The organism is Oceanibaculum indicum P24 (assembly GCF_000299935.1).
GTDB classification, from domain to species: Bacteria; Pseudomonadota; Alphaproteobacteria; order Oceanibaculales; family Oceanibaculaceae; genus Oceanibaculum; species Oceanibaculum indicum.
Window position 1 is genome coordinate 159,934 of record NZ_AMRL01000005.1, and the last position, 25,044, is coordinate 184,977.

A 25,044-nucleotide genomic window follows, 5' to 3' on the forward strand; every position below is an offset into this window, starting at 1 on the left:
CTCAACGACTCATCCTCGGCTACAACACCGTTTTGGTGCTGACCAGATTTCTATAGGCAGGCACCATCGGATTAAAAGGAAAAATTTTATATAATTTTCTTTTCCTAGCTTGCCATCGTCCGTGGCCTGGTCAACCAGCGATAGACCGGCAGCAGCAGCATGGGAAGCAGATATATCGGCAACTGGCCGATAGCGAAATAGAGGAACAGGTCAGGATCGACCGCGCTGCCCAGTGCGGCGGTCAGCAACGCCAAGTTGCGGTTGCCCGCGACAAGACCGAGGGTCGTGCGGGGAATCGCGTCCAGCCGCCAGAAAGCCAGCATGGTCAATGCCTGTAGGCCGAGATTGACGGCGAAGACGGCGGCCACGAAGGTGGCAACGAAGGCCGGCTCGGCGATGGCGCGTGCGGCGATGCCGTCCATGGTGGCGATGGCGAAGATGATCATCAGCACCACCAGCCCGCCATCCAGATGATGCTTCAGCTCGGCAATGCGCGGCGTCCCGGCGCGCAGGCGAATCAGCATGGCAAGACCGAAGGCACCGCCGATCAGCAGCGCCAGGCGCAGCATCAGGTCGATGGCGCCGACCGCGAGGTTGACCCCCAGCAGGGCGAAGGCCAGCGGCGGCAGCACCACCGGATAGATGAACATCGCGGCGACCACGACGATCAGCGCCAGCGCGCCGTCCAGCCCGGCGAACAGTGCCAGCGCCGGCGCGGTCAGCAGCGGCGGGGCGGCGGCATACAGCACCATCGCCATCTTCAGCCCCGGCGGCAGGTCCAGCGGGGCGACCAGCAGCGCCATGACCGCCGGGCATAGGATCATCACCCAGCCCAGCGACAGGGTCAGCCGCGCCGGGCTGCGCATGTGCCCTCCAACGGTCGGCCAGTCGATGCGCAGCATGGTGATGACCAGCATGCAGAACACGCTGGGCGTCAGCAGCGGGCGGACAAAGGCGGCCAGGTCCGGCAGGGCGAGGCCGATGAAGATGCCGAGGGCAAGGATGAGGGGGGCACGCCGGCCAAGCGACGCGAGGAAGCGGGTGATCATGATGGGGCGAGTGTAGGTTCACGCTAGGCAGGCCGGCAAGCACGCCCTAGCATAGCCGATATGACTGATCTGACGACTGCCGGCTCTACGCCTGGCACGCTCCATCACGGTACGGTGCTGCCGGAATGGATCGACAATAACGGCCACATGAACCTCGCCTATTATCTGATGGCGTTCGACAAGGCGCTGGACGATTTCACCGATGCCATCGGCTTTACCCGCGCCTATCGGGCCGAACATCAGAGCGGCATTTTCGTCGTCGAGACGCACCTGACCTATGGCCAGGAACTGCTGGAGGGAGAGGCCTTCCGCGTGGAGACGCGCGTGCTCGGCATCGATGGCAAGAAACTGCATCTGTTCGAGCGCATGGAGCGGGCCTCGGACGGCGCGCAGGCGGCGACCTGCGAGATGATGATCCTGCATATGGACATGCAGAGCCGGCGCAGCGCGCCGTTTCCTGCCCCCATTCTTGCCGGATTGATGGAATTGGAGCAAAAAGCCGCCGAACGGTCCCTGCCACCGGAGGTTGGCCGGTCCATCGGCATCGGACAGCGACGTCCACGCTAGAAACCGGCGGCGGAAACGCTAGAGTAGGGCCGTGAAGGACGTCACCGGATCGGTGGCGGATGGAAGGGGAGCGGTCGGAGTGTCAGTGACGTCAATCTTGCAGACCCAGGAATTTGCCAATGCGGCCTTCGAATCGATGCGCCAGCACGGCATTCCGCCCTCGCCGGAAAACTTCACCATCTGGTTCCATTACCATTCGGACACCTATGGCGACCTGACCCGGTTGGTGGACAAGCGCATCCAGGATGCGGAGCCGTTCGACGAGCAGCATAATGATGAGCTTTATGCGCGTTTCTTTGGCGGCGACCAGCGCAAGATCACGCTGGGCGCGGCGGCCGGCACCGAACGCATCCTGCAGGAGGTGCTGTCCAAGATCAGTACCGCCAAGACCAATGTCGCCGGCTACGCCGCCTTCCTGCAGGATACATCGGAAGCGCTGGGTGGCGATGCCGGTGTGCGGAATATCGAGACGCTGATCTCCGCCCTGATCGAACAGACCGGCGTGATGCAGAAGCGCAATGAGGTGCTGGAGCGAGACCTGCAGAAATCCACCGAACAGGTGGTCATCCTGCGCCGCGACATGGAGGCGATCCAGCGCGATGCGCAGACCGACGGTCTGACGAACATCGCCAACCGCAAACGCTTCGATGCGACGTTGCGGGAAGCCGTCGCCGCGGCGGAGGTCGATGGCAAGCCGCTCTGCCTGATCCTGGCCGACATCGATCACTTCAAGAAGTTCAACGACCTCTATGGTCACCAGATGGGCGACCAGGTGCTGAAGCTGGTCGGGCGCACCCTGCGCGACTGCATCCGCGATGGCGACCTGCCCGCCCGTTTCGGCGGGGAGGAATTTGCTGTCATCCTGCCGAATGCCGATCTGGCGGAGGCGGCGGAGATCGGCGACCGCATCCGCAAGACCATCGCTACGCGGCGCATCGTCCGCCGCGACAGCAAGGTCGAGCTGGGCGCGATCACCACCTGCATCGGCGTTGCGCTGTATCAGAAGGGCGAGCCGATTCCCGCATTGATCGACCGCGCCGACGAGGCGCTTTATGTCGCCAAGCGGACCGGCCGCAACAAGGTCGTCACGGAAGAGCAGATGAACGATCCGGACCGGAACGCATTCTGAGATGTTGAGGCTTCCCGCCTTCCGCTGGCGCCCTCGGCTGATCGTTCTTCGGGCGCGGCGTTTCCTCCGCCAGGATCATGTCCGCCTGTCGATCCTGTCGGTGGCGATCGGTGTGCTGGCGGCGTTCGGCGCCATCCTGTTCCGCGAGGCGATCCAGCTCTTTCAATTCGGATTTCTGGGGTTTCGCGGGGAAAGCATCGCCAGCCTGCTGCGGGAACAGCCCTGGTGGCGCACGCTGCTGGCGCCGACCCTGGGCGGCCTGCTGATCGGCCTGCTGATCCGCTACGCCATGCCCGGCGGGCGGGCAAGGGGCGTCCCCGATGTAATCGAGGCCAGCGCGCTGCGCGGCGGGCGTATCGATGGCGGATCGGGCCTGCTCAGCGCCGTGCTGTGTTCGATCTCCATCGGCAGCGGTGCCTCGGTTGGCCGGGAAGGGCCGGCGGTGCATCTGGGGGCGACCACGGCAAGCTGGCTGTCACGCCGCTTCCGGCTTGGCCGGTCCAGTGTGCGCACCCTGCTGGGTTGCGGCGTCGCCTCGGCGGTGGCCGCTTCCTTCAACGCGCCGATGGCCGGCGCCTTCTTCGCGCTGGAGGTGGTGATCGGCCATTATGGCTTGCAGGCCTTCGCGCCCATCGTCATCGCCTCGGTCATCGGCGCCATCGTGACCCGCATTCATTACGGCGATTACCCGGCCTTCTTCATTCCCGGCACGGCGGAAGTATCGGCGCTGGAATATCCCGCCTTCATCCTGCTGGGCCTGTGCGCGGCGGCGGTTGCCATCATCTTCGTGCGCAGCGTCGATTGGGTGGAATGGGGCGTGCAGCGCTTTCGGGTGCCGAAGCTGGCCGCCATCGTTGCCGCAGGGTTCTCGGTCGGGCTGATCGGCCTGATCCTGCCGGAGGTGATGGGCGTCGGCTACGAGGCGACGGAGCGCGCGATCCAGGCGCAGTACGGCTTCTGGCTGCTGGTGGCGCTGCTGGCGGCGAAGATGGCGGCCACGGCGTTGTCGCTGGGCGGTGGCTTTCCGGGCGGCGTGTTCAGCCCGTCGCTGTTCCTGGGGGCGATGCTGGGCGGCGCCTTCGGCATCGTTGCGGCGATGCCCTTCCCGCAGCATGCGGCGGGGACGGGGGCCTATACGCTGGTCGGCATGGCGGCGGTATCGGGGGCGGTGCTGGGCGCGCCGATTTCCACCGTGCTGATGCTGTTCGAGATGACCGGCGATTACGAGATCACCATTGCGGCGATGGTCGCGGTGGCGGTGTCCAGCCTGGCCACACGGTCGCTGCTGGGCCACAGCTACTTCACCTGGCAGCTGGCCAAGCGCGGCCTGTCGATCAAGGGCGGACACGAGGTCGGCGTGCTGCAGGAGATCAGGGTCCGCCGGCTGCTGCGCCGCGATCATGAGGTGGTGGCCCCGGAAGACGATATCGTCGAGGTGCGCAATCACCTGCTGAAGGCGCCGCAGGCCGAGCTGTTCGTGGTGAAGGAGGGCCGGCTGATCGGCATCCTGACGCTGGCCGATCTCGGTGCGGCGGCGTTCGACGGCAAGCCCGGCAAGGCGCCGACGGCAGGCGAGGCGATGCGCGCCGACCCGCCCTTCCTGACCGCGGACGATACGCTGGAGGCGGCGGTGAAGCTGTTTTCCCAGGTCGAGGAAGGGCTGCTGCCGGTGGTCGAGACCCGGCATGGCCGGCGGCTGGCTGGCTGCCTGCACGAACGGGACGTCATGCGGGCCTATAACCGGGCGCTGATCAAGCTGCGCGCCGAGGAACATGGCGAGCGGGCCGAGAACTGACGCATAAGGCGTCTGCGCACGGAATCGCTTCTCATTCTGCCCGACTCGCTCTAGGGTTTTCGCCTCTTTCAGGCAGTCTGGCAAACGAGGGCAGGATGGGCGCCGAGGCGATCCGACGGAATGACGCGCATATCGCCGAGGCGATTGCGGAGCTTAAGGCGCTGCTGGGCGACCGGCTGTCGATGGCGCCGGCAGTGCTGGAACAGCATGGCAAAGACGAGAGCTATCATCCGGTCATGGCGCCCGATGCGGTGGCCTTCGCGCAATCGACCGAGGAAGTCTCCGCCATCGTGAAGATCTGCGCCGCGCACAAGGTGCCGATGATCCCGTTCGGCATCGGCACCTCGCTGGAGGGCGGTGTGGCGGCACTGCAGGGCGGCATCACCATCGATGTCAGCCAGATGAATCGCATCCTGGAAGTCAATACGGCAGACATGGATTGCCGTGTTCAGGCCGGGGTGACGCGCAAGCAGCTGAACGAGCATCTGCGCGATACCGGCCTGTTCTTCCCCATCGATCCGGGCGCCGACGCCTCGCTGGGCGGCATGGCCGCGACCCGGGCGTCCGGCACCAACGCGGTGCGCTATGGCACGATGCGCGAGAATGTGCTGTCGCTGACCGTGGTCACGGCGGACGGGCGCATCATCAAGACCGCGCGCCGCTCCAAGAAGTCCGCAGCCGGCTACGATCTGACCCGCCTGTTCGTCGGTTCGGAAGGCACGCTCGGCATCATCACCGAGGTCGCGGTAAGGCTCTATGGCGTGCCGGAGCAGATCTCCTCAGCCGTCTGCGCCTTCCCGGACATGGAGGGTGCCGTGAACAGCGTCATCCTGACCATCCAGTCCGGCATTCCGGTGGCCCGCATCGAGCTGCTGGACGAGGTGCAGATGGGCGCCTGCATCGCCTATTCGAAGCTGGAAGGCTATCAGCCCGCGCCTACTCTGTTCTTCGAGTTCCATGGCACCGAGGCGGGCGTGGCCGAGCAGGTGGAGATGGTGAAGGCCATCGCCGCCGATTTCGGCGGTACCGATTTCAAATGGGCGACCAAGTCGGAGGATCGCACGGCGCTGTGGGAGGCGCGGCACAAGGCCTATTACGCGGCGCTGTCGCTGCGCCCCGGCGCGAAAGGCTGGCCGACCGACGTCTGCGTGCCGATCTCGCGCCTTGCCGAATGCATCCTGGAGACCAAGAAGGACATCGCGGCCTCAGGCATGCTGGCACCGCTGGTCGGCCATGTCGGCGATGGCAATTTCCACCTGGTCTATGTGATTGACCCGGATAGCCCGGAAGAGCTGGAGCAGGCCAAGGCGCTGAACGACCGCATGGTCATGCGCGCCCTGGCGATGGAAGGGACCTGCACCGGCGAGCATGGCGTCGGCTATGGCAAGATGGATTTCCTGGTCGCCGAGGCTGGTGAGGCTGTCAGTATCATGCGCCAGATCAAGCTGGCGCTGGACCCCGATAATCTGATGAATCCCGGCAAGATCATCCGGCTCTGAACCCGCGCCACGAAACGGCCATAGGCCGCGGATAAGCTGGAATTTACAAGATTTGCCGGACGCAGGGCGCGTTTTTCGGCGCGATGTGCATAGGAGGCAGGGTGCGTAGGGTTCTGATCGGGCTGGGCGTTGTAGCGGTGTTGCTGCTGGCGGCGGTCTTCCTTGTGCCTTCGCTGGTGGACTGGAACGGGTACAAGCCGCGCATCGCCGAGGCCGTGCGCGAGACGACCGGCCGCGACCTCGTCATTGAGGGCGATATCGGCCTGTCGATCCTGCCCACGCCCACCCTGTCTGTCGGCGGCGTGCGCCTGCGCAATCTGGAAGGCGCCTCGTCACCCGATCTGGTGCGCGTGAAGGCGCTGGATGTCGAGGTCGCCCTGCGCCCCCTGCTGACCGGTGACATCGAGGTAAAGCGGCTGGTGCTGGTCGAGCCCTTCATCGCGCTGGAGGAACTGCCCGATGGCCGACGCAGCTGGGACTTCACGGTCCCGCAGCAGGCATCGGATATCCCGGACGAGACGGCGGGCGATTCGGCCTTCACCGGCGATGGTGGCACCAGCGTCACGCTGGACGATGTGCGCATCGAAAATGGCACGCTGCTCTATCGGTCCGCCGATGGGGCGGAGCAGCGCTTCGACAAGCTGTCCCTGTCGCTGAACGCGCAGTCCCTGCAGGGGCCGTATCAGGCGAAGGGGAACCTTGCCTATCAGGGCGTGCCGGCGACGATCGAGGTATCGGTCGGGCGGATCGGCCTGCCCGGGAAGCCGGCACCGGTCTATCTGAACCTTGGCCTCGCGGATCGCGGCACGCTGGTCCTGTCTGGCGCGATGCAGGGCGGGGCGGAGCCGCGGCTGACCGGCAAGCTGGAACTGGACTCGCCGGATGTGCTGGCCCTGGCCGCAACGGCGTCCCGTGGTGGTGCCGTCCTGCCGCTGCTGCGTCAGCCGGGCTCGCTGCGCGCCACCCTGTCGGCGACGCCGCAGGCCGTGGCGCTGGACGATATGCGTCTGGCGCTTGGCGAGGCGCAGGCCACCGGCGCGGTGAACATCAGGCTGGAAGGCACGCCCTCGGTCGATGCGGTGCTGGAGGTTGGCCGTTTCGACCTGGACAGGATGATGGCGGCGCAATCCGGTACCGGGACGGCACAGCGCTCCGGCCAGCGCCAGGTGCAAAGTCAGGCGCAGGGCCAGCCTTCTCAGGCCCAGCAAGCCGGTCAGGCCATACCCTTCGCCCTGCCGGCGATCCCAGTCGGCGTGAATCTGACGCTGGACCTGACCGTGGACGCGATCGACTATCGCGGCCGGCTGGTCCGGCAGGTGCGCGGCAATGTCGCGGTACAGGATGGCCGCATGGCGCTGAACCAGCTGTCGGCACAGCTTCCAGGCGGGGCCGAGGCCAGCCTCTATGGCGTCGCCACCTCCGGGCCCAGTGGTACTGGAATGGGCGATTCTGGCACACGCTTTGAGGGATCGGCCGAACTGACGGCGACCAGCATGCGCGATCTGGCGGTCTGGTTGCAGCTGGGGCTGCCGGACGTGCCGGCGGAACGCCTGCGCAGCCTGTCGCTGCAGACCGACCTTGCCGTCGATTCCACGGAACTGCGCCTTGCCAGTCTCGACCTGCGCGTCGATGCCAGCAAGCTGGCCGGCAGTGCCAGCTACCGGTTTGCCGGTAGGCCCTTTGTCGGCCTGTCGCTGTCGCTCGACCGGATCAATCTCGATGGCTACGCCGTGCAACCGCCCGCCTTGCTGCCTGGCCCCGTCGTGCCGGAACAGATGCCGCGCACCAATAACGAGGCGCCGCCGCCGCCCCTGGAATTCCTGAAGAGCTTCGACGCCGAGGTGAAGCTGACGGTCGGCCATGTGACGCTGCGTGGCCAGCAGCTGCGCGACATCAATCTGGACGCCACCGTGCGCGATGGCGTGGCCTATGTGCGGGAAGCCGCTGTCGCCGATTTCGCCGGCGCGCGTGTCGGTCTCGGCGGCACGCTGACCGCGCGCGAAGGGGCGTCTGCGGGCGATTTGGGCTTCAAGCTGGAGGCGCGCGAGCCTGCCCGCCTCCTGCAGCTGCTGAACGTGCCGACCGTGCCGAACCCGGCACAGCTTGGCCGGCTGGAACTGTCCGGCCGGCTTGTGGGCACGCCGGAAGCCTTCGACATCGATACCACGCTGACGGCGGCCGGGGGGCAGGTGAAGGTGACCGGCGGCATGGCGTTGGCCCAGTTCCCGCCGAAGATCGACCTGGTTGCGGAAGGCAGCCATCCCGATTTCGGCAAGCTTCTGAAGACGCTGCTGGGGCGCGACCCGGAGGCCGGGCCGGCGCTGGAGGATTTCCGGCTCTGGCTGACGGCGAAAAGCGGCGATACCGACGCGATGGCGGTGAACGGGCGGATCGAGGCCGCCGGCGGCATGTTCACCATGGAAGGCGACGTCAATCCCTTCGCGCCCTCGCCGACTTTCGCGCTCGCGCTGGATCTGCGGCACGGCAATGCGGTGCGCTTCCTGCGCATCTTCGCGCCCGACTACCGGCCCGGCGGCACCCGCGACCGGCCGCTGGAAGTCACCGCGCGGCTCGCCGGCAATGCTGCGGCCTTCACGCTGGGCGACCTGAAGCTGCGGGCTGGCACGGTGGAGGCGACGGGCAATGCTGCCGTCTCGCTCTCTGCCGCACGCCCGAAGATCACCGCCAAGCTCGATGCGGGCGAAATCCAGCTCGAACCCTGGCTTCCCGATCCCGCACGCGGCGGTGGCGATGCAAGGCCGGCGGCGCCCGTGCCGCTGCCGGTTTCCGGCGGCGGCTGGTCGGCTGAGCCGTTGCGCCTGACCGCCCTGCGCAGCGTCGATGCGGAGCTGACCGCCACCGCCAGGACCGTCCTCTATGACGCCTACCGGGTGGAGGATGTGCTGGCGCTGGTTGCCCTGCAGGATGGCGTGCTGGATATCAGCAAGATCAACGGCACCATGTTCGGTGGCAGCATCGGCATGAATGGCCGGCTGGTCGCGGCCGATATGCCAACCGTTCGGGCCGAGTTCCAGGTGCGTAACGCCGATCTGCGCGCGGCGACCACCGCCGCCGGCCAGCCGCCGCGTGTGCGGGGGCTGCTGGATTTCGACATGCAGGTGAACGGGCGGGGCCAGAGCGAGGCAGCCATGGTCTCCTCACTGGCCGGCAATGGCCGGTTTGCTGTGCGCGAAGGCGTGGCGGAGGGCTTCGACCTGCAGAGCATCAGTGACCGGCTGGAGGAGCTGAACGATGCGGCGGCCTTCCTGACGCTCGCCCGTGCCGCCTTTGCCGGCGGCGAAACCCCGTTCCAGCGTCTGGATGGCAGCTTCACCATCACCGATGGCGTGGCTCGCACCGAGGATACCCAGCTGGTCGCCAGCGCCGGCGAAGGCAAGGTGACCGGCATCGCCGACCTGCCGCGCCAGCAGGTGGATGCGACGGCGGCCTTCACCCTGACCCGGCACCCCAGCGCGCCGCCCTTCAGCGCCTCAATCACAGGACCGCTTGCCGATCCGGCGGTCAATCTGCGCACGCGGGAGCTGGAGGCGTTCCTGGTCCAGCGGGCGGTGGAGCGTGGGCTGATGCGCCTGCTGCCGCCACAGCAGCAGGACAGCAGCGGTACTCAGACCGCACCGGCCTCGCCCGCCACGCCGGCTGACAAGCTGCGCCAGATCATTCCGGAATTGCTGAAGCGCTAGAGATACCCGAACCGGGCGAGGCCGGGCCTGCCGGCCTCTTCCAGCGCGGCCAGGCTGTCGGCGGGCAGGTCGCGCCAGCGCCCATGGCCGGGCCGGTGTGCGACGGCCTGCTGCGCGGCGGCGAGGCTGGCCGCGTCGATATCGGGGCGCAGCAGCCGCAGCAATTCGGCCAGCGCCGGGCTGTCCGGGGCCGTCGCGTCTTCCAGGCGCAGCAGGTGGTAGCGTTCTCCCAGCAAGGCTTCGCCGCAGGCCAGCGCTTCCAGGTTGGTTTCCGACCAGAAGCGGATCGCGGCCAGCGCCAGCGCGTCCGGTTCCTGCGGCGCGGCATGGCCGTGGCGCGCGGCGAAATGCCGGTCGATCTGCTGGCGGTTGTCGGAAAGCGCGATGTCGCGCCCGTCGCGCACGACATGGATAAAGCGCAGGTCGGGCAAGGCCTCGGCAAGGAAGGGCAGGACAAACATCAGCCGGGGATTCTTCCAGCCCCACAGGGATGGCTGGCTGCCTTCCTCCAGGACTTTGGCGGCAACCCCACGCAGCCCTTCCAGACCGGTTGCAACCAGCGCATTCGACAGGTCTTCCAGCCGGTAATCGAGGCTGCCGGTCCGGTCCAGCACCGGGTTGATGAGGCGGTCCAGCACCGGCGGTGCATGGCGCAGATCGCCGGCATGGTTCACTGTCGTGCCCATGAAGAAGCCGGCGGCGACCAGCGCCTCGCGGATGGCTCGTGTGCCGGAACCGCCGGTGGCGCCGATAAGGACAGGGCCCGATGCGGAGGCCGTCATACCGCCAGTTCCGCCGCGCGCAGGCTCTCGTCACGCACCAGGTCGGTCAACTGCGCCTTCAGGGCAGAGAATTCAGGCGTGGTGCGGATGTGGTAGTCGCGCGGCCGCGGCAGGTCGATGGGGATTTCCGCCTTGATCGTACCGGGACGCGCGGTCAGCACGACGACACGGCCGGCCAGGAAGATCGCCTCCTCGATGTCGTGGGTGACGAACAGCACGGTCTTGCGGTTGCGCTCCCACACCGCCAGCAGCAGTTCCTGCATCAGGCTGCGGGTCTGGGTGTCGAGCGCGCCGAACGGTTCGTCCAGCAGCATCACGCTTGGGTCAGGTGCCAGCGCGCGGGCCAGGGCGACGCGCTGCTGCATGCCGCCGGACAGCGCCTTCGGATAGTGCCCGGCAAAATTCTCCAGCCCGATCTGGGCCAGCAGTTCGTCGGCCCGCCGCCGGGCGTCGTTGCGGCTGATGCCCTGCTCGATCAGGCCGAAGGCGACATTGTCGCGCACGGTCAGCCAGGGGTAGAGGGCCGGCTGCTGGAACACCATGCCACGCTCCGGTCCCGGCTTCTCGACCGGCTGTCCATCCAGCAGGATGGCCCCGCCATCGGGATGGTCCAGACCGGCCGCCATGCGCAGGAGGGTGGACTTACCGCAGCCCGAGGGGCCAAGCAGCGCCACGAACTCGCCCTCGCCGACGGTGAGATCGACCGGGCGCAGCGCCTCGACCGTGCCGTCGCGTCCGCGAAAGATCCGGCTGACGCCGGCGATCTCAAGCCTGCCCATCGTTACTTGAAATATCAGACCAGGAAATTCAGATAGGAACCGCGCGGGGCGTCCATATCGATCTCGTCGGCCGCCAGCAGGCGCCCCAGCCGGGCAAGCTGCCGGCCAATCTCGGTATCGTCAATGGCGGTACGCAGGATGGAACGGCGCTGCGGTCGTTCGCGCGGGCCTTCCAGCAGGGCGTCCGGGCGCGGCTGCGCGCCCTGGCCGCGCTGAATCCGGTTGCCGGCCTGGCCTGATGCCTGGCCGCCGATGCGGGGGCCGGTTGGGTTGATCGCCATCGCTCTCTCCTTCGCCGCCGGGCCTTCGCAACCTGGCGCGACGCTCAAGCGGGATTATGCCTGCAAAAGCCTGGAAATTGAAGGGTCGGCGATTGCAGACCCGGTTTTCGCTGCGCGGCTATCGTCTGTCAGGTGCGCGGGTGTAAGCTGCGGCACGGTTATCCGGAACGGATACCAGAAGGGATGTCATGAATATTCTCGTCGTGCAGAACTATCCCGGCTCGCCGCCCGGCCAGCTTGGCGACAGCATGCTCGCCCGCGGCGCCACCCTGCATGAGGTGCATCCGCTGGCGGGTGAGAAGCTGCCCGCCGGTCACGATCCGTTCGATGGCGCGCTGATCCTCGGCGGGGCGCAAAGTGCCGCCGACGATGCCGGCAACCCCTATTACGCCGAGCTGCTGCCGCTGCTGCGCGGGTTCCACGAAGCCGGCAAGCCGCTGCTCGGCATCTGTCTCGGCTCGCAGCTTATGGCCCGGGTTTTCGGCAAGCGGGTCCATCGCCACAGCCATGTCGAGTTCGGCTTCCATCCGCTGTCCCTGACGGAGGCGGGCCGTGCCGACCCGCTGTTCGCCGGCCTGCCGGCCACACCGCATCTCATGGAGTTTCACGAGGATACGTTCGAGCTGCCGGACGAGGCGGTGCTGCTGATGACGGGTGAGGGCTGCCGCAACCAGGCCTACCGGGTGGGCGAGACAGCCTATGCCTTTCAGTGCCATATCGAGGTGACGCGCGATATTCTGGACCACTGGGCGGTCGAGCCGGCCTCGCTTGCCGCCAATGGTGGGGCCGATCCGGTGCAGCGCCTGCAGCGCGAGATGGAGGCGCATCTGGAGGCCTCGCTGGGTTTTGCCGACACGGTCGCCGTCCGTTGGCTGGAGCTTGCGGCGCGGGTGCGGCAACGCGATGGCTTGCGCAAATCCGCGTAATGCGAAACTCTATCCGCAATACGGAACACGGGATACGAGCCGAATGATGGAACGGGTGAGGTCGCTGTTTCGCGCAACGCGCCTGACGAACCGGCGGCGGCATCCCCGCTATCCTGTCAGTGCCAGTGTCGAGATTCTGCATCAGGGCAATGCCGGTCGCGATGCGGAGATCACCGATGTGTCGGCTGGTGGCGCGCTGCTGATCCCGACCCTGAGCATCGAGCCGGGGCAGGAGATCGAAATCTATCATCCCGGTTCGACGATGCGGGTCAGCGCGCAGGTGATCGCCAACGATGCGGAGGGCACGCGCGTCCGCTTCCTGTCCGAAGGGGCGGGGGCCATTGTCTCGGTCTGGCTGCGCGGGTTGCATGCGCGCCCGGTGGCCGATGGGCAGGCCGGCTGACGGCTGACCGGGCGTTTGCAGGCCAGCTCTTCACAGGAATGTGAACAGTGCCTTTGGCACGATTCCGCGCTTTGTCGCAGAACTGCCCCAAGGGCCTCTTATTTTCGACATGATTAGACATAATATTTAGGTTGTAGACGCCAACACAGCCCCTCCGGCGTCTGCGATTAGGCCGCACGGAAACCCCTTCCCCAAGCGGCCATGACCCAAAGCCCCCTCGGGCGGTGCCAATTCCCCGCTGGCACCGCCCGATTTCTTTTTGGGCCCTTCCTGCATCTGGGCAGCCCTGCGGGCGGCGGGCCTTCACACGGGCCGGGCGCAGGGCTATGAAGTCTCCTTCGCTATGCAAGGGAGCCCGCACCGCATGTTCACCACCCGCCCGGAAATTCTCGGCACCTTCGGTGTCGTTGCCTCCACCCACTGGCTGGCCAGCGCCACCGGCATGGCGATCCTGGAAAAGGGCGGTAACGCCTTCGACGCCGGCGTGGCGACCGGCTTCGCCCTGCAGGTCGTGGAACCGCACCTGAACGGCCCGGGCGGCGAGGTGCCGATCATCCTGTATGACCGCAAGGTCGGCGCGATGGAGGTGATCTGCGGTCAGGGCGTCTCTCCGGCCGCCGCCACAATGGACTATTACCGCTCGCTGGGATTCGACCTGGTGCCCGGTACCGGCCTGCTGGCCGCCACCGTGCCTGGCGCCTTCGATGCCTGGATGCTGATGCTGCGCGACCACGGCACGATGACGCTGGAGGAGGTGCTGACCCCTGCCATCGCGATGGCGGAGAATGGCTATCCGGTGGTGCCGAACATCACCAAGACGGTGGATACGGTGCGCGAGCTGTTCGCCACCGAATGGACCACCTCCGCCGCGCTTTATCTGAAGGACGGCAAGGCGCCGCAGCCGGGCAGCATCTTCCGCAATGTGAAGATGGCCGAGATGTACAAGCGCGTGCTGGCCGAGGCGAAGGCGGCCGGCGGCGACCGCGTGAAGCAGATCGAGGCGGCGCGCGCCACCTGGTACAAGGGCTTCGTGGCCGAGGCCATCGAGAAATTCTGCGCCTCGACCGCCGCGATCGACGATTCCGGCCGGCGCAACAATGGCATCCTGACCGCCGAGGATATGGCGTCCTGGCAGGCGAACAAGGAGAAGCCGACCACCATCGACTATGGCCGCTATACGGTCGGCGTCATCCCGCCCTGGAGCCAGGGGCCGGTGCTGGCGCAGCAGCTGGCCCTGCTGAAGGGCTACGACCTTGACAAGACCGACCCGACCGGGCCGGACTTCCTGCATCTGTTCATTGAGACGATGAAGCTGGCGATGGCCGACCGCGAGGCGTTCTACGCCGATTCGGCGCAGGTCGAGGTGCCGATGGAGACGCTGCTGTCGGAGGCGTACAACACTGAACGCCGCAAGCTTATCGGCGATACTGCCTCGAAGGAGCCGCTGCCGGGCAGCGTGCCGAGCCTCACCCGCTGGATGGATACGGAGGCGCACAAGCGCCTGGGCCGAGCGCCGGAATACGCCAAATTCTCCATCGGCGAGCCGACCGTGCGCCGTGACGGCAACACCGCCGGCGACACCTGCCATTTCGACATCATCGACCGCTGGGGCAACATGGTTTCCGCCACGCCCAGCGGCGGCTGGCTGCAATCCAGCCCGACCATCCCGGAACTGGGCTTCTGCCTCACCAACCGCATGCAGATGTTCTGGCTGAACGAGCAGTCGGCCGCCGCGCTGGCGCCGAAGCGCCGGCCGCGCACCACGCTGACCGCCAACATGGCGCTGCGCGATGGCGAGCCCTACATGGCCTTCGGCACGCCGGGCGGCGACCAGCAGCCGCAATGGTCCGCGCTGCTGTTCCTGCATCACGCGCATCACGGCATGAACCTGCAGGAATCCATCGACTGCCCGGCGCTGCATGTCGATCATCTTGTGAATTCCTTCTGGCCGCGCGCGGCGAAGTGGAACCATGTCCAGGTCGAGGGCCGGATTCCGGCTGCGACGGTCGAGGAACTGCGCCGGCGCGGGCATGACGTCACCGTGGGCGGCGACTGGTCGGAAGGCCGGCTGACGGCGGCAGCACAGACGGACGGGCTGGTGAAGGCAGCCGCCAATCCGCGCGGCATGCAGGGTTATGCCGTCGGTCGCTGAGCCGAAATTGCAGGGGTAAAATTGGCGGGCAGGGCGGTCGCTAGCGATTGCCTTGCCTGTGCCCTTCGCGGATACTGGCCGTAATCATAATACGGCTATAGCGAGACCATCCGATGGCGGCGACGAGTAATCCCGCGCTTGCCCTGCTTGCGAAGAGCATCGCCGATGTGGTGGGTGCCAACAGCGAGCTGTATCGCGACGTGCTGCGCGCCGTCGAATCGGACGAGTATGTGGACATCATGCTGGCGCAGGCCTCCTTCGATACGCTATCCGGCGAGATCAAGCGGGAGATATCGGACCGCGTGGACGATCTTGTCGCCCAGTATCTGGCCAAGGGGCAGTCGGTGGAGGAGATGGCGGAAGCACTGGCGGAAGATCTGCCGGATGGCATGGCCTGATAATGCCGAAGCCTGTATCCTGACCCCATGAGCGATGAACTCGGTACCGAGGCTGGCGGCGCACCGGAAGTAAAGAAGCTTCCGGTCGGCAAGCTGATCCTGCTGATCCTGCTGCCCATCCTGCTGATCGTGGGCGCTGCGGCGGGGCTGTTCCTCACCGGCATGATCGGCGGCAAGAAGACGGCGGCGCCGACCGCTACTCAGGAAGCCCCGCCACCGCCCAAGCTGAGCGGCGGGCACTACACGTCGCTTTCGGATTTCATCCTGACGCTGCGGACCGAAAACGGCGAGCCGAGGGTCGTGATGGTGACGATCAGCCTGCAGCTCAGCAGCCAGGAACAGAACGCCATCGTGAAGGCGGGCGATGCGCGGCTGCGCGATTCCATCAACATGCTGCTGAGCGAGCAGCCGTTGCAGAATTATTCCGATCCGAGCCAGCTGAACAATCTGCGCAGCAAGCTGGCCGAGGAGATCAAGCGGGTCCTGCCGAATCTCAATCTATTGGGCGTGCACCTGACCCGTGTGCGTGTGCAGTAGAGTTTACGGCTTCATCCCCCTCAGGGCTTCATCTCATAGGTGATCCACATGCTGCGCGTCGCCTTGCGGTCATAGACGCCGCGTGCCCGGTAATTATTGTCGGCGGTGATCCAGCGTATGACCGGCCAGCCGCGCTCCGCGGCAATCGCGTTCAGCGCGTCCAGCAGCTTGTCGGCAGCGCCGCTGCCGCGCACATCGGGATCGACGAACAGATCGTCCAGGAAACCGGCATAGGCGCCGCGCAGCGGGCTCGGCATGGCGCGGAAATGCGCAAGACCGATCACACGACCGGTGGCATCGCGGGCGACCAGCGCCTCCTGCACATGGTCGGCATCGTGCAGCCAGCCCCAGACACGTTCCGCCGTCTCGTCCGTCATCGGCATCTTGTAGAAGGCGGCATAGCCATTATAGAGCCGGCGCCAGTCGGCCTTGTCGCTGTCCTTCAGGCGGTCGATGGTCACGGACATTTCGCTTTCTCCCTTGGCTGGAGCAGGCACGCTAGCGCCCGGCAAACACAGGGAAAAGCCCTAGTTTGTCACCGCGACAAAGCGGATGCCCCGGCTGCGCCCGGCGTTCAGGGTGAAGCCGGTGATGCGTCCGTCCTTCCGCTGGAAGCGCAGCGCGTCGCGGAATTGCGCACCGAACCAGCCGATCCGCGCGGTAATCATGTCAGGGCGGGTGGCGTCCAGCGGGCAGGGCAGTGCCGGCCCGCGCGGGCCCTCGATGCGCACGGCAAGCCCGTCGCCGGTGCGTTCGATCACCCAGTCGCTCATCAGCTCGGCGCTGCGATAGCGCCCGACATAGTCGCTAAGGTTTTCAGCACCGGTCGGGCCGGAGGCGACCGGCCGGTAGGTTTCGACACCGCCATCGACGCGTGTCAGCCGGATACTGAGGGAAGGCGCCTCTGCGATCTCGGCCGAGACGACGTCATAGCCGCCCTGGAACACCGTGTAGGCCGTGCCGCCATCGCTGTTGGCCAGGGTGAAGGGCGTGCCGAAACGGGTGGCCCCCAGCCGGCCCTCGACATCGCTGAGGGTAAGGGCGGCGCCCGACTCCTCATCGACATAGGGGCCGGCTTTCGCCAGCCGGCTGACCAGCGCCGGATCAGGCAGGGCGAGCGGCGGTTCCGGGAAGTCGATTCCGGGCACGAGATCGGCCACCAGCCGCGTGGTCAGATAGGCATTCACCCCCAGCGAATTGGACAGGCAGATGACGCTCAGCCGCCGTTCCGGGATATGCAGGATGTTGGAGGTGAAGCCGGGCAGCAGGCCGCTATGCCCAAGTGCGGACAGGCCGCGATAGCGCTCCACCATGAAGCCATAGCCATAACGGGCATGGCCGCCGCCGGTCAGCGGCACCGGATCGGCAAGATGGGTAAGCGGGTCGATCTCAGGATGCGTCCCGCTTCCCCAGATGCCGGTCCAGCGGATCATATCCTCCAGCGAGGACACCATGCCGCCCTCGCCGCACAGCTCGAAGCCGCTGCCGGTGCGCCACAGCGCGCCATCGACCGGGGCGTAGCCCTGGGCGCGGCGCGGGAAAGGTTCGGCGTCATAGGGCAGCAGGGCGGTCGAGGCCATCCCCAGTGGCCTGAAGATGCGGGCATCGAGGAAAGCGCGCAGGCTTATGCCCGACAGCCGCTCGATCAGGATGCTCAGCAGCACATAGCCGGCATTGGAATAGAGATAGGCACTGCCGGGCGGGAAGTTGGTGGCTTCCTGCCGCAGGATGATGGCCAGCATCTCCGCGACGCTGCGCCGGTCCATCAGCGTGATTCCGGTCAGGCGGAAGGCCTCCAGTGAATCACGCAACCCGCCGGTGCTGCTCATCAGATGGCGGATGCGCAGCGGCGCGCCATAATCCGGCAGTTCCGGCAGGTGCCGGCGCACCTCGTCCTCGACCGACAACTTGCCATCCCGCGCCAGCAGCAGCACGGCGAGGCAGGTGAACTGCTTGGAGATGGAGGCGATTCGGAACACCGTGTCCGGTGCGTTCGGCAGGTCCAGCTCGACATGGGCAAGGCCATAGCCGCGCTGGTGCAGCACTTCGCCGTCCCGGACGATGGCGACGGCGCAGCCGGGCGAGCCCGGCCGCGTCCATCGTTCGAGAAGGGCGTCAACCGCCGCGATCATGACGTGACGCCCTTTCCGGTTTCGGTCTTATTCGTCGAGCAACTGGCCGACCATGCGCAGGCGGGAATTGTCGATATGGCTGCGCATGGCGTTGCGGGCCGCACCGGGATTGCGCTTCTCGATCGCCTTGTAGATTCGGGAATGCTCGGCCCGGACGATATCCATGGGTTCGCTGCGCAGCTTGGAGAGCTGCCGGGCGAGCTTGATGCCGTCGCGTGCCGTGGTGTGCAGCATGTGCAGCGTCTTCACATACAGCGCGTTCTTGGTGGCGGTGGCGATGGCCATGTGGAAGCTGAAATCGGCTTCCGCGCCTTCCTCGTCATCGCCAGTGCCCAGATAATTGTTGAAGAACTCCAGCGCCTTCTCGATGGCGACCAGATCGTCCTTTTCCCGGCGCTTGGCGGCGAGATAGGCGGCCTCGCCCTCCAGCGCCAGCCGCAGCTCGTAGCAGCGCAGCAGCTCGGCCAGCACGCCTGACGGCGCGAGGCGCACCAGCTCCGGCGTTGGCTTCGACATGACATAGGTGCCCGAGCCGCGCCGTGAGGCGATCACATTGTCGGCCCGGAGGCGCGACAGCGCCTCGCGCACCACCGGCCGCGAGACCGAGAAGAGCTGACAGAGCTGCGCCTCGGACGGCAGCTTCTCGCCGACATCCAGCGAGCCGTTCACGATATGCAGCATGATCTGTTCGTAGAGCTGATCGGCCAGCTTGCTCTGGCGGACCGGTGCCACCGCCACGAAATCGATCATGGTGGCGCCGCCGGAAAGAGTGCTGGTCTTACCCGACAGCGAACTGGTCTTGTTCCTCGCCTGTGCAGTTTCCATGCAAATTCCAACCCCTAATTTTTATTTGTATAGCTTGATGACATTAGCCTACCACACTTATAGGTATGGCAGGGAGCGCGGAAGAAAAGCTCCCGGAAAAATAGTGCGGGAAAACAAGATACCATGATTGATAAGAGAGTGGCGACGCTGGCCGAAGCCGTCGCGGGGATCAAGGACGGCTCGACGCTACTGGTCGGCGGATTCGGGTCAGCCGGTGCACCGACCGAACTGATTCATGCCGTTATCGACCAGGGCGCCCGGGATCTGGTTGTGGTCTCCAACAATGCCGGTGTCGGGACCGAGGGGCTGGCGGCGCTGATGGCGGCGCGCCGGGTCCGGCGCATCGTCTGTTCCTATCCGCGCAGCGGCGGTTCGGTCGTGTTCGACGAGTTGTACGCCAAGGGCGAGATCGAGCTGGAATTGCTGCCGCAGGGCACGATCAGCGAGCGGTTGCGCTGCGCGGCGGCGGGCCTCGGCGGCTATTACTCGCCTGTTGGTGTCGGCACCAAGCTGGCCGAGGGCAAGGAACTGCGGGAGATCGACGGTCGCACCTATGTGCTGGAAATGCCGCTGCGCGGCGATGTGGCGCTGATCAACGCACACCGGGCGGACCGCTGGGGCAATCTGATCTACCGCCTGTCCTCGCGCAATTTCGCGCCCGATATGGCGATGGCCGCGGACCTGACCATCGTGCAGGCCGAAGGTTTCGTCGAACTGGGCGATTTCGACCCCGACAATATCCATACGCCCGGCATCTTCGTTGACCGGGTGGTGAAGGTGGAGAAGAAGGCATGAGCAGCATGACCGAGAGCGTGGCGCGACTCAGCCGCCGGCAGATCGCCTGGCGCGCCGCGCAGGACATCGAGAATGGCTGGTACGTGAATCTCGGCATCGGCCTGCCGACGCTGGCGGCCAGCTATGTGCCGGACGGGCGGGAGATCGTGTTCCACAGCGAGAACGGGTTGCTGGGCGTCGGTGCCTATCCGAAGCCGGGCGAGGAAGACCCGGACCTCATCAACGCCACCAAGGAATATGTGACCCTGGCCAAGGGCGCGTCGGTGTTCAAGCATTCCGATTCCTTCACCATGATCCGCGGCGGCCATCTGGACCTCGCGCTGCTGGGCGCCTTCGAGGTGTCGGTAAAGGGCGACCTCGCCAACTGGACGACGGAAGACCCGAACTTCCCGCCCGGCGTCGGCGGGGCGATGGACCTGGCGGTGGGGGCCAAGCGCATCCGCGTGCTGATGGAGCACACCACCCGCAAGGGCGAGCCGAAGATCCGCAAGGCCTGCCAGTATCCGCTGACGGCGTCGTCGGTGGTGAGGCGGCTCTACACTGACCTTGCCGTCATCGATGTGACGGAGGAGGGGCTGCTGGTCGTCGAGATGGCCGAGGGGCTGACGCGTGACGCGCTGCAGGAAGTGACCGAGGCGCCGCTGATCTATGCCGCGACGGTCGGCGTGCTGAAGGCTCCGGCGGTCTCGTAAACGGCTTCTCCGCCAAAGAAAAAGGCCCGCCTCGGTGTTCCGGGGCGGGCCTTTTCATTAGCTGGCCAGATTGGTTGGCTCGATTACTTGGCGTCTTCGGCCAGGGTCATCTTCACGATCTTGTCCGGGTCTGCCGGCGGTTCGCCGCGCTTGATCTTGTCCACGAACTCCATGCCTTCGACAACCTGGCCCCAGACGGTGTACTGGCCATTTAGGAAGGGGGCAGGCTTGAAGCAGATGAAGAACTGGCTGTCGCCGCTGTCCGGGTTCTGCGAGCGGGCCATGCCGACAGTGCCGCGCTCGAACGGGGCGCTGTTGAATTCCGCCGGGATCTTCTTGCCGCTGCCGCCCCGGCCGGTGCCGGTGGGGTCGCCGGTCTGGGCCATGAAGCCCTCGATCACGCGGTGGAAGACGATGCCGTCATAGAAGCCGGCGCGGACCAGCTCCTTGATGCGGGCGACGTGCTTGGGCGCGAGGTCGGGCTTCAACTCGATGACGACGCGGCCGTATTCGAGGTCGAGATAGAGCATGTTTTCCATTTTGGCGGCTTCTGATTGGCTGGTTCCCGTGAAGAGGATGCCGAGGGCCATCAGGGCCGCCGCGGCGAGGGTCTTCAAACGAGTCATGACGGTGTCCTGTCCTAGGTCCAGCGTTACGGTACGGGTTCGAGGGCCACATTAAGCGGGCAGGGCCGGAATCGAAAGCCTGAAAGCACAAACCGCCGGCGGGGGGTCGCTACTGGCGGCGGCGTTCCACCGTCACGCCGACCGAGGCGGCCTGGTCGATGACGTCCAGCTTCTCCACCGTGATCCGCGTGGCCAGCACGCGCCTGTCTTCCAGCCCGTGCCGCGCGATGCGGTCGGCGACGGTCTCGATCAGGTTGACATGGCCCTCGGCCAGGATCGCCTCGATGCTCTTCACCAGCGTGTGATAGCAGAACACGTTTTCCAGCCGGTCCCCGGCCGTGGCGATGGTATCGACGCATTCCAGTTCGAGATTGAGGCGCAGCCGCTGCCGCTTCCCCTTCTCGCTCTCATACACGCCGACTTCGGCTTCAAGGACGAGGTCGCGCACGAAGATTCGGTACAATCCTGATTCTCCAGACTGTCGGGCAGGCAGGCGGGGAATGCCGTTTCAGCCGGCTGTATAGCCCCTGGCGCGCGCGGGAACAATGGTCGCCGCTTCGGGCCTGTCCGGCGTCGTCGGCATGCCGCTCTTTGCGATAGAGTCTCTTAAATGCTTGTTAACTTGTTCAGGCTATACAAAGCTTCGAACAGCGCGGCGGAATAAGAAGATGCTTCTGGATATGACCGTTTCCATGCCGATGACACTCCCTCGCAGCGATATGCTGCTCGAAGTTCTCGTTGGGCTGGCCGTGCTCCTGCAGCAGTGCCGCAACCAGAAGCCTGAGATTTCGGCGCTGGTATCCGATATCGAGAAATCCATCGAGCAGCTGCGCACTACGGGCGCCTGAATAGGGGCGCCTGATCGCCGCTTCTCTCCGGACGGCTCAGGCCTTCCCGGAGGTGTCGATGCCGCGTTGGCGGCAATAACGTTCCAGCTCTGACAGCACTTTCTGGCGGTTCCGCCCGCCATTGGCCTGGGCCTGCTCCAACATGGCGACGGCGAGGCTGGGCTTCTGCGGCATGCCCATCTGATGCCGCACCAGCCGCTCGGCGGTTTCCAGCACCTGCGGATCGGCCTTGCTGCGCGCCGCGCGCACCTGCCGCAGGGCGGCTTCCAGCACTTTCGGGTCCTTCGCCATCGGCATCCCATCCTGTCTCGCCCGGGCCGCGACCGTGCGGCTGGACCTTTTTCCATTCAGCTTTCATCATACCCCGAGGGTGCCGGGCAGGCCAGTCCGACAGGCCGGCCAGCCGCCCCCCCTGTATGGCGAGTGGCAACTTCATGCTGATGTCCCTGCTGCGAAAGGTCCGCCGACCGGCGCCAGCTGTTGAGCGCCGCAACGGCATCTTCTGCTGCCGCTGCGACCGCCCCGCCGTGGTCAGCTTCGGGCTGGACGAAGCGGGGGCGCAGCGCTTTGCGCGCGGCTATCGCACCTATGTCGCCTCCGGGGAGCGCGAGGTACTGCTGCCCTTCTGTGCCGACCATTTCGAGGAGGCGGCGCTTTCCTGGCCCGGCCTGATCGCACAGCCGGTGCAGCCGCTGCCGATCCGCTGGCGCGAGGGGGTGGCTGCCATCGCCTGGGTGAAGCACCGGCTGGACGATCCTGCCGTCCGCCGCAAGGCGCTGCGTGGGCTGGCGCGCAAGTTGCGCCCGGCTCGTCCCGCCCCAGCGGTGGGGAAGGAGCATGAGGCCATGCTGCGCCGCTTCCTGGCGGAGCGCCGGCGAGACCATCGTTAAGCGCATGGCCCTCCAGCGAAAAACCGCTATTCGAGGGGGCATGGCTATGATACATGCATATCAGTTTTAACAGCTGAACGAGTCCGGCCATGACGGCTGACCTGCGACGACGACGTACGACCTGCCCGACCGCGTTTGCGGCCGGCGCAGCCGCGTCGCCTGGTCACCGCCGGAGGGCCCGTCTGTAGGCATCCCTCCGCCCGGAGCAGGCGATGCGGTCCACTGACTGACCGACACCCTGATTCCGGGATTTTTTAGAGATGCAGATCGTTCACGAGCGGCCGGGCGACGCCGCGCTAATCGACGCCCTTCTGGATACCGCCTTCGGTCCGGGCCGGACCACCAAGACCGTGTACAAGCTGCGCGAGGGCGTGCCGCACGACCCGTCGCTGGCCTTCGTCGCGCTGGAGGACGGGCAGCTGCGCGGCTCCATCCGTTATTGGCCGCTGCTGCTGGGCGAGGCGCGCGTGCCGTCCATCATGCTGGGCCCGCTGGCGGTCGATCCGGCCTATAAGGGGCAGGGCTACGGCAAGGCGCTGATGCGCCATTCGCTGGCCCATGCCGCCAGCCTCGGCCATCGCTCGGTGATCCTAGTCGGCGACCCGGAATATTACAATCCGTTCGGCTTCACGCGGGAGAAGGCGTTGGGCCTGCAGTTGCCCGGCCCGGTCGAGGAGCGGCGGTTCCTGGGGCTGGAGCTGGTGCCGGGCGCGCTGGACGGTGTGACGGGCATGATCCATCCGGCGCTGCCGGCGGCCCCACAGATCCGGAGGGGTGTTCGCCGGTACGCTGCGTAACCGTGCCGGGTGATAGCGGCCATGCCGAAACGGGTGGCTGGCGCCGCTTGACCGGACCGATTGGACCGGCAAGCATGGGGCCAGCCAACCAAACGCCACCAACCATACACAGGGCAGGGACGCACCATGGCGGTTATCAGCTACCTCACCAAGATCCAGTTCGACTTCGGCGCCATCAAGCTGCTGGCGGACGAGATGAAGGCGCTCGGCATCAAGCGGCCGCTGATCGTCACCGACAAGGGGCTGGTGAAGACCGGCATCCTGGACACGATCCGCGCCAACATCCCGAACGAGTTCGACGTCTCGGTGTTCGACGGTACGCCGGAGAACCCGACCGAGGCGGCGACCTGGGAGGCGCTGAACATCTACAAGGAGAATGGCTGCGACGGCATCATCGCGGTCGGCGGCGGTTCCTCCATGGATCTGGCCAAGGGCGTGCGCCTGCTGGCGACGCATGAGGGGCCGCTGGCGCAATATGCGATGGTGGAAGGCGGCGTCGCCCGCATTCGCCCTGATGTGTCCAAGCTGATCGCGGTCGCCACCACATCGGGCACTGGTTCCGAGGTCGGGCGCGGCGCCGTCATCGTGCTGGAGGATGGCCGCAAGCTCGCCCTCGTCAGCCCCTATCTGATCCCCAATGTGGCGATCAACGATCCGGAGCTGACGCTCGGCCTGCCGCCCGTGCTGACCGCCGGCACCGGCATGGACGCGATCACCCACTGCATCGAGACCTTCCTGTCGCTGGCGGTGAACCCGCCGGCCGACGGCATCTCGCTGGAAGGGCTGCGGCTTGCCAGCCGCTCCATCGAGACGGCGGTGAAGGACGGCTCCAACCGGCAGGCGCGCTGGGACATGATGATGGGCTCGATGATGGGCGCCATGAGCTTCCAGAAGGGGCTGGGCGCGGTGCATGCGCTGTCGCATCCGCTGGGCGCGGTGAAGGGCCTGCGCCTGCATCACGGCACGCTGAACGCGGTGTTCCTGCCCGCCGTGCTGCGCTTCAACAAGTCGGTGGTCGGCGACAAATATCCGCGCGTCGCCCAGGCGATGGGCCTGCCGGAGAACACCGACATCGCCGATGCGATCTCGAAGCTGAACGCGAAGATCGGCATCCCCGCCAGCCTGCGCGAGATGGGCGTGACCGACGATGTGCTGGACGGCATCGCCGTCGCCGCCACCAAGGACCATGCGCACCCGACCAACCCGCGCACGCCGTCCGTCGCGGAGTACCGCAAGCTGCTCGACGAGGCGATGGCCGGGAACTGAGGGAGTATTTCGCCTTTGTCATTGCCGGGCTTGACCCGGCAATCCAGGGGCCACGGCCTGAGACGTTAGAGGCAAAGCGCCGCCCTTGGACCCCCGGGTCAAGCCCGGGGGTGACAAGAAAACAAAAAGGCCGCGTCCCGGGACGCGGCCTTTTCCGTGACGTATGTCCAGCCGG

The 25,044-nt window shown here is 66.2% G+C and carries 26 protein-coding genes; 16 read left to right on the top strand and 10 right to left on the bottom strand.

Annotated features, from left to right (window positions below; all coding sequences use genetic code 11):
• Nucleotides 1-104 precede the first annotated feature (104 nt).
• Nucleotides 105-1,049 carry a Sodium Bile acid symporter family protein gene (locus P24_RS06270; RefSeq protein ID WP_008943856.1) on the bottom strand — a complete coding sequence of 315 codons (945 nt, stop codon included), beginning with the start codon at nt 1,047-1,049 and terminating at the stop codon, nt 105-107.
• A gap of 60 nt (nt 1,050-1,109) precedes the next feature.
• Here P24_RS06270 and P24_RS06275 point away from each other — a divergent pair, with 60 nt between their 5' ends.
• The 5 genes from P24_RS06275 to P24_RS06295 all read left to right on the top strand — a co-directional run bounded on the left by P24_RS06275 (nt 1,110) and on the right by P24_RS06295 (nt 9,740).
• Complete coding sequence (locus P24_RS06275; RefSeq protein WP_008943857.1) at nt 1,110-1,616, top strand: thioesterase family protein; 507 nt, start codon at nt 1,110-1,112, stop codon at nt 1,614-1,616.
• Nucleotides 1,617-1,695: 79 nt separating this feature from the next.
• A complete protein-coding gene (locus tag P24_RS06280; protein ID WP_156816199.1) occupies nt 1,696-2,745 on the top strand; it encodes a GGDEF domain-containing protein in 1,050 nt (349 codons plus the stop codon).
• Nucleotide 2,746: 1 nt separating this feature from the next.
• Nucleotides 2,747-4,540, top strand: a complete 1,794-nt coding sequence (locus P24_RS06285) for a chloride channel protein (RefSeq protein ID WP_008943859.1) — start codon at nt 2,747-2,749, stop codon at nt 4,538-4,540.
• 95 nt (nt 4,541-4,635) lie between these two features.
• Nucleotides 4,636-6,039 (top strand): FAD-binding oxidoreductase, encoded by a 1,404-nt coding sequence (locus tag P24_RS06290; protein ID WP_008943860.1) that lies wholly within the window; start codon nt 4,636-4,638, stop codon nt 6,037-6,039.
• A 101-nt stretch (nt 6,040-6,140) separates the two neighbouring features.
• Nucleotides 6,141-9,740: an AsmA family protein gene (locus tag P24_RS06295; protein ID WP_192813233.1), complete on the top strand. Its 3,600-nt coding sequence runs from the start codon at nt 6,141-6,143 to the stop codon at nt 9,738-9,740.
• Here P24_RS06295 and P24_RS06300 read toward each other — a convergent pair.
• From P24_RS06300 to P24_RS06310, 3 genes are read right to left on the bottom strand one after another with little or no spacing between them, the layout of a single operon-like run.
• Nucleotides 9,737-10,522 (bottom strand): sulfotransferase, encoded by a 786-nt coding sequence (locus tag P24_RS06300; RefSeq protein ID WP_008943862.1) that lies wholly within the window; start codon nt 10,520-10,522, stop codon nt 9,737-9,739. The two genes, P24_RS06295 and P24_RS06300, sit on opposite strands and share 4 nt — an antisense overlap.
• Nucleotides 10,519-11,301 (bottom strand): ABC transporter ATP-binding protein, encoded by a 783-nt coding sequence (locus P24_RS06305; RefSeq protein ID WP_008943863.1) that lies wholly within the window; start codon nt 11,299-11,301, stop codon nt 10,519-10,521. The genes P24_RS06300 and P24_RS06305 overlap by 4 nt, the downstream gene beginning before the upstream one ends.
• A 14-nt stretch (nt 11,302-11,315) precedes the next feature.
• Nucleotides 11,316-11,582: a hypothetical protein gene (locus tag P24_RS06310; protein WP_008943864.1), complete on the bottom strand. Its 267-nt coding sequence runs from the start codon at nt 11,580-11,582 to the stop codon at nt 11,316-11,318.
• 188 nt (nt 11,583-11,770) lie between these two features.
• On the opposite strand from P24_RS06310, the gene P24_RS06315 reads away from it, so the two are divergent.
• The 5 genes from P24_RS06315 (at nt 11,771) to P24_RS06335 (ending at nt 15,998) form a co-directional block, all read left to right on the top strand.
• Complete coding sequence (locus P24_RS06315; protein WP_008943865.1) at nt 11,771-12,508, top strand: type 1 glutamine amidotransferase; 738 nt, start codon at nt 11,771-11,773, stop codon at nt 12,506-12,508.
• 43 nt (nt 12,509-12,551) lie between these two features.
• Entirely contained in the window at nt 12,552-12,911 is a 360-nt protein-coding gene (locus P24_RS06320) for a PilZ domain-containing protein (RefSeq protein ID WP_008943866.1), read from the top strand.
• A gap of 364 nt (nt 12,912-13,275) precedes the next feature.
• Nucleotides 13,276-15,063 (top strand): gamma-glutamyltransferase family protein, encoded by a 1,788-nt coding sequence (locus P24_RS06325; RefSeq protein WP_008943867.1) that lies wholly within the window; start codon nt 13,276-13,278, stop codon nt 15,061-15,063.
• A gap of 113 nt (nt 15,064-15,176) precedes the next feature.
• Nucleotides 15,177-15,461 carry a hypothetical protein gene (locus P24_RS06330; RefSeq protein ID WP_008943868.1) on the top strand — a complete coding sequence of 95 codons (285 nt, stop codon included), beginning with the start codon at nt 15,177-15,179 and terminating at the stop codon, nt 15,459-15,461.
• 27 nt (nt 15,462-15,488) lie between these two features.
• Nucleotides 15,489-15,998, top strand: coding sequence for a flagellar basal body-associated FliL family protein (locus P24_RS06335; protein ID WP_008943869.1), 510 nt, complete (start codon nt 15,489-15,491; stop codon nt 15,996-15,998).
• Nucleotides 15,999-16,018: 20 nt separating this feature from the next.
• Here the strand turns inward: P24_RS06335 and P24_RS06340 are convergent, their stop codons facing one another.
• Genes P24_RS06340 through P24_RS06350 form a run of 3 tightly spaced genes read right to left on the bottom strand, consistent with a single transcriptional unit; the run spans nt 16,019 to nt 18,955 of the window.
• A complete protein-coding gene (locus P24_RS06340) occupies nt 16,019-16,465 on the bottom strand; it encodes a GNAT family N-acetyltransferase (protein ID WP_008943870.1) in 447 nt (148 codons plus the stop codon).
• 60 nt (nt 16,466-16,525) lie between these two features.
• Nucleotides 16,526-18,130, bottom strand: coding sequence for a serine hydrolase domain-containing protein (locus P24_RS06345; protein ID WP_008943871.1), 1,605 nt, complete (start codon nt 18,128-18,130; stop codon nt 16,526-16,528).
• A 27-nt stretch (nt 18,131-18,157) separates the two neighbouring features.
• Complete coding sequence (locus P24_RS06350; RefSeq protein ID WP_008943872.1) at nt 18,158-18,955, bottom strand: FadR/GntR family transcriptional regulator; 798 nt, start codon at nt 18,953-18,955, stop codon at nt 18,158-18,160.
• Between the two features lie 123 nt (nt 18,956-19,078).
• On the opposite strand from P24_RS06350, the gene P24_RS06355 reads away from it, so the two are divergent.
• Nucleotides 19,079-19,750: a 3-oxoacid CoA-transferase subunit A gene (locus tag P24_RS06355; RefSeq protein WP_008943873.1), complete on the top strand. Its 672-nt coding sequence runs from the start codon at nt 19,079-19,081 to the stop codon at nt 19,748-19,750.
• Nucleotides 19,747-20,442 carry a 3-oxoacid CoA-transferase subunit B gene (locus P24_RS06360; protein ID WP_008943874.1) on the top strand — a complete coding sequence of 232 codons (696 nt, stop codon included), beginning with the start codon at nt 19,747-19,749 and terminating at the stop codon, nt 20,440-20,442. Before P24_RS06355 ends, P24_RS06360 begins: the two co-directional genes overlap by 4 nt.
• Nucleotides 20,443-20,525: 83 nt before the next feature.
• Here P24_RS06360 and P24_RS06365 read toward each other — a convergent pair whose 3' ends face one another.
• Nucleotides 20,526-21,068, bottom strand: coding sequence for a peptidylprolyl isomerase (locus P24_RS06365; protein WP_040706742.1), 543 nt, complete (start codon nt 21,066-21,068; stop codon nt 20,526-20,528).
• Nucleotides 21,069-21,177: 109 nt separating this feature from the next.
• A complete protein-coding gene (gene folB / locus P24_RS06370) occupies nt 21,178-21,531 on the bottom strand; it encodes a dihydroneopterin aldolase (protein WP_008943876.1) in 354 nt (117 codons plus the stop codon).
• Nucleotides 21,532-21,736: 205 nt separating this feature from the next.
• Here folB and P24_RS06375 point away from each other — a divergent pair, with 205 nt between their 5' ends.
• Nucleotides 21,737-21,916: a hypothetical protein gene (locus P24_RS06375; RefSeq protein ID WP_040706746.1), complete on the top strand. Its 180-nt coding sequence runs from the start codon at nt 21,737-21,739 to the stop codon at nt 21,914-21,916.
• Between the two features lie 36 nt (nt 21,917-21,952).
• Here P24_RS06375 and P24_RS06380 read toward each other — a convergent pair whose 3' ends face one another.
• Nucleotides 21,953-22,207 (bottom strand): hypothetical protein, encoded by a 255-nt coding sequence (locus P24_RS06380; protein WP_147431120.1) that lies wholly within the window; start codon nt 22,205-22,207, stop codon nt 21,953-21,955.
• 149 nt (nt 22,208-22,356) lie between these two features.
• On the opposite strand from P24_RS06380, the gene P24_RS06385 reads away from it, so the two are divergent.
• The 3 genes from P24_RS06385 (at nt 22,357) to P24_RS06395 (ending at nt 24,869) form a co-directional block, all read left to right on the top strand.
• On the top strand, nt 22,357-22,806 hold the full coding sequence (locus P24_RS06385) for a hypothetical protein (protein ID WP_156816201.1): 450 nt from the start codon (nt 22,357-22,359) through the stop codon (nt 22,804-22,806).
• 260 nt (nt 22,807-23,066) lie between these two features.
• Complete coding sequence (locus P24_RS06390; RefSeq protein ID WP_008943879.1) at nt 23,067-23,603, top strand: GNAT family N-acetyltransferase; 537 nt, start codon at nt 23,067-23,069, stop codon at nt 23,601-23,603.
• A 126-nt stretch (nt 23,604-23,729) separates the two neighbouring features.
• Nucleotides 23,730-24,869, top strand: coding sequence for an iron-containing alcohol dehydrogenase (locus P24_RS06395; RefSeq protein ID WP_008943880.1), 1,140 nt, complete (start codon nt 23,730-23,732; stop codon nt 24,867-24,869).
• The last annotated feature ends 175 nt before the right edge of the window (nt 24,870-25,044 follow it).

What these genes read in the sequence shown, in the direction of transcription:
- P24_RS06270 (WP_008943856.1), bottom strand. Translation starts at nt 1,049, where the DNA reads ATGATCACCCGCTTCCTCGCGTCGCTTGGCCGGCGTGCCCCCCTCATC.
- P24_RS06275 (WP_008943857.1), top strand. Translation starts at nt 1,110, where the DNA reads ATGACTGATCTGACGACTGCCGGCTCTACGCCTGGCACGCTCCATCAC.
- P24_RS06285 (WP_008943859.1), top strand. Translation starts at nt 2,747, where the DNA reads ATGTTGAGGCTTCCCGCCTTCCGCTGGCGCCCTCGGCTGATCGTTCTT.
- P24_RS06290 (WP_008943860.1), top strand. Translation starts at nt 4,636, where the DNA reads ATGGGCGCCGAGGCGATCCGACGGAATGACGCGCATATCGCCGAGGCG.
- P24_RS06300 (WP_008943862.1), bottom strand. Translation starts at nt 10,522, where the DNA reads ATGACGGCCTCCGCATCGGGCCCTGTCCTTATCGGCGCCACCGGCGGT.
- P24_RS06305 (WP_008943863.1), bottom strand. Translation starts at nt 11,301, where the DNA reads ATGGGCAGGCTTGAGATCGCCGGCGTCAGCCGGATCTTTCGCGGACGC.
- P24_RS06310 (WP_008943864.1), bottom strand. Translation starts at nt 11,582, where the DNA reads ATGGCGATCAACCCAACCGGCCCCCGCATCGGCGGCCAGGCATCAGGC.
- P24_RS06315 (WP_008943865.1), top strand. Translation starts at nt 11,771, where the DNA reads ATGAATATTCTCGTCGTGCAGAACTATCCCGGCTCGCCGCCCGGCCAG.
- P24_RS06320 (WP_008943866.1), top strand. Translation starts at nt 12,552, where the DNA reads ATGATGGAACGGGTGAGGTCGCTGTTTCGCGCAACGCGCCTGACGAAC.
- P24_RS06325 (WP_008943867.1), top strand. Translation starts at nt 13,276, where the DNA reads ATGTTCACCACCCGCCCGGAAATTCTCGGCACCTTCGGTGTCGTTGCC.
- P24_RS06330 (WP_008943868.1), top strand. Translation starts at nt 15,177, where the DNA reads ATGGCGGCGACGAGTAATCCCGCGCTTGCCCTGCTTGCGAAGAGCATC.
- P24_RS06335 (WP_008943869.1), top strand. Translation starts at nt 15,489, where the DNA reads ATGAGCGATGAACTCGGTACCGAGGCTGGCGGCGCACCGGAAGTAAAG.
- P24_RS06340 (WP_008943870.1), bottom strand. Translation starts at nt 16,465, where the DNA reads ATGTCCGTGACCATCGACCGCCTGAAGGACAGCGACAAGGCCGACTGG.
- P24_RS06345 (WP_008943871.1), bottom strand. Translation starts at nt 18,130, where the DNA reads ATGATCGCGGCGGTTGACGCCCTTCTCGAACGATGGACGCGGCCGGGC.
- P24_RS06350 (WP_008943872.1), bottom strand. Translation starts at nt 18,955, where the DNA reads ATGGAAACTGCACAGGCGAGGAACAAGACCAGTTCGCTGTCGGGTAAG.
- P24_RS06355 (WP_008943873.1), top strand. Translation starts at nt 19,079, where the DNA reads ATGATTGATAAGAGAGTGGCGACGCTGGCCGAAGCCGTCGCGGGGATC.
- P24_RS06360 (WP_008943874.1), top strand. Translation starts at nt 19,747, where the DNA reads ATGAGCAGCATGACCGAGAGCGTGGCGCGACTCAGCCGCCGGCAGATC.
- P24_RS06365 (WP_040706742.1), bottom strand. Translation starts at nt 21,068, where the DNA reads ATGACTCGTTTGAAGACCCTCGCCGCGGCGGCCCTGATGGCCCTCGGC.
- P24_RS06375 (WP_040706746.1), top strand. Translation starts at nt 21,737, where the DNA reads ATGCTTCTGGATATGACCGTTTCCATGCCGATGACACTCCCTCGCAGC.
- P24_RS06380 (WP_147431120.1), bottom strand. Translation starts at nt 22,207, where the DNA reads ATGGCGAAGGACCCGAAAGTGCTGGAAGCCGCCCTGCGGCAGGTGCGC.
- P24_RS06385 (WP_156816201.1), top strand. Translation starts at nt 22,357, where the DNA reads ATGTCCCTGCTGCGAAAGGTCCGCCGACCGGCGCCAGCTGTTGAGCGC.
- P24_RS06390 (WP_008943879.1), top strand. Translation starts at nt 23,067, where the DNA reads ATGCAGATCGTTCACGAGCGGCCGGGCGACGCCGCGCTAATCGACGCC.
- P24_RS06395 (WP_008943880.1), top strand. Translation starts at nt 23,730, where the DNA reads ATGGCGGTTATCAGCTACCTCACCAAGATCCAGTTCGACTTCGGCGCC.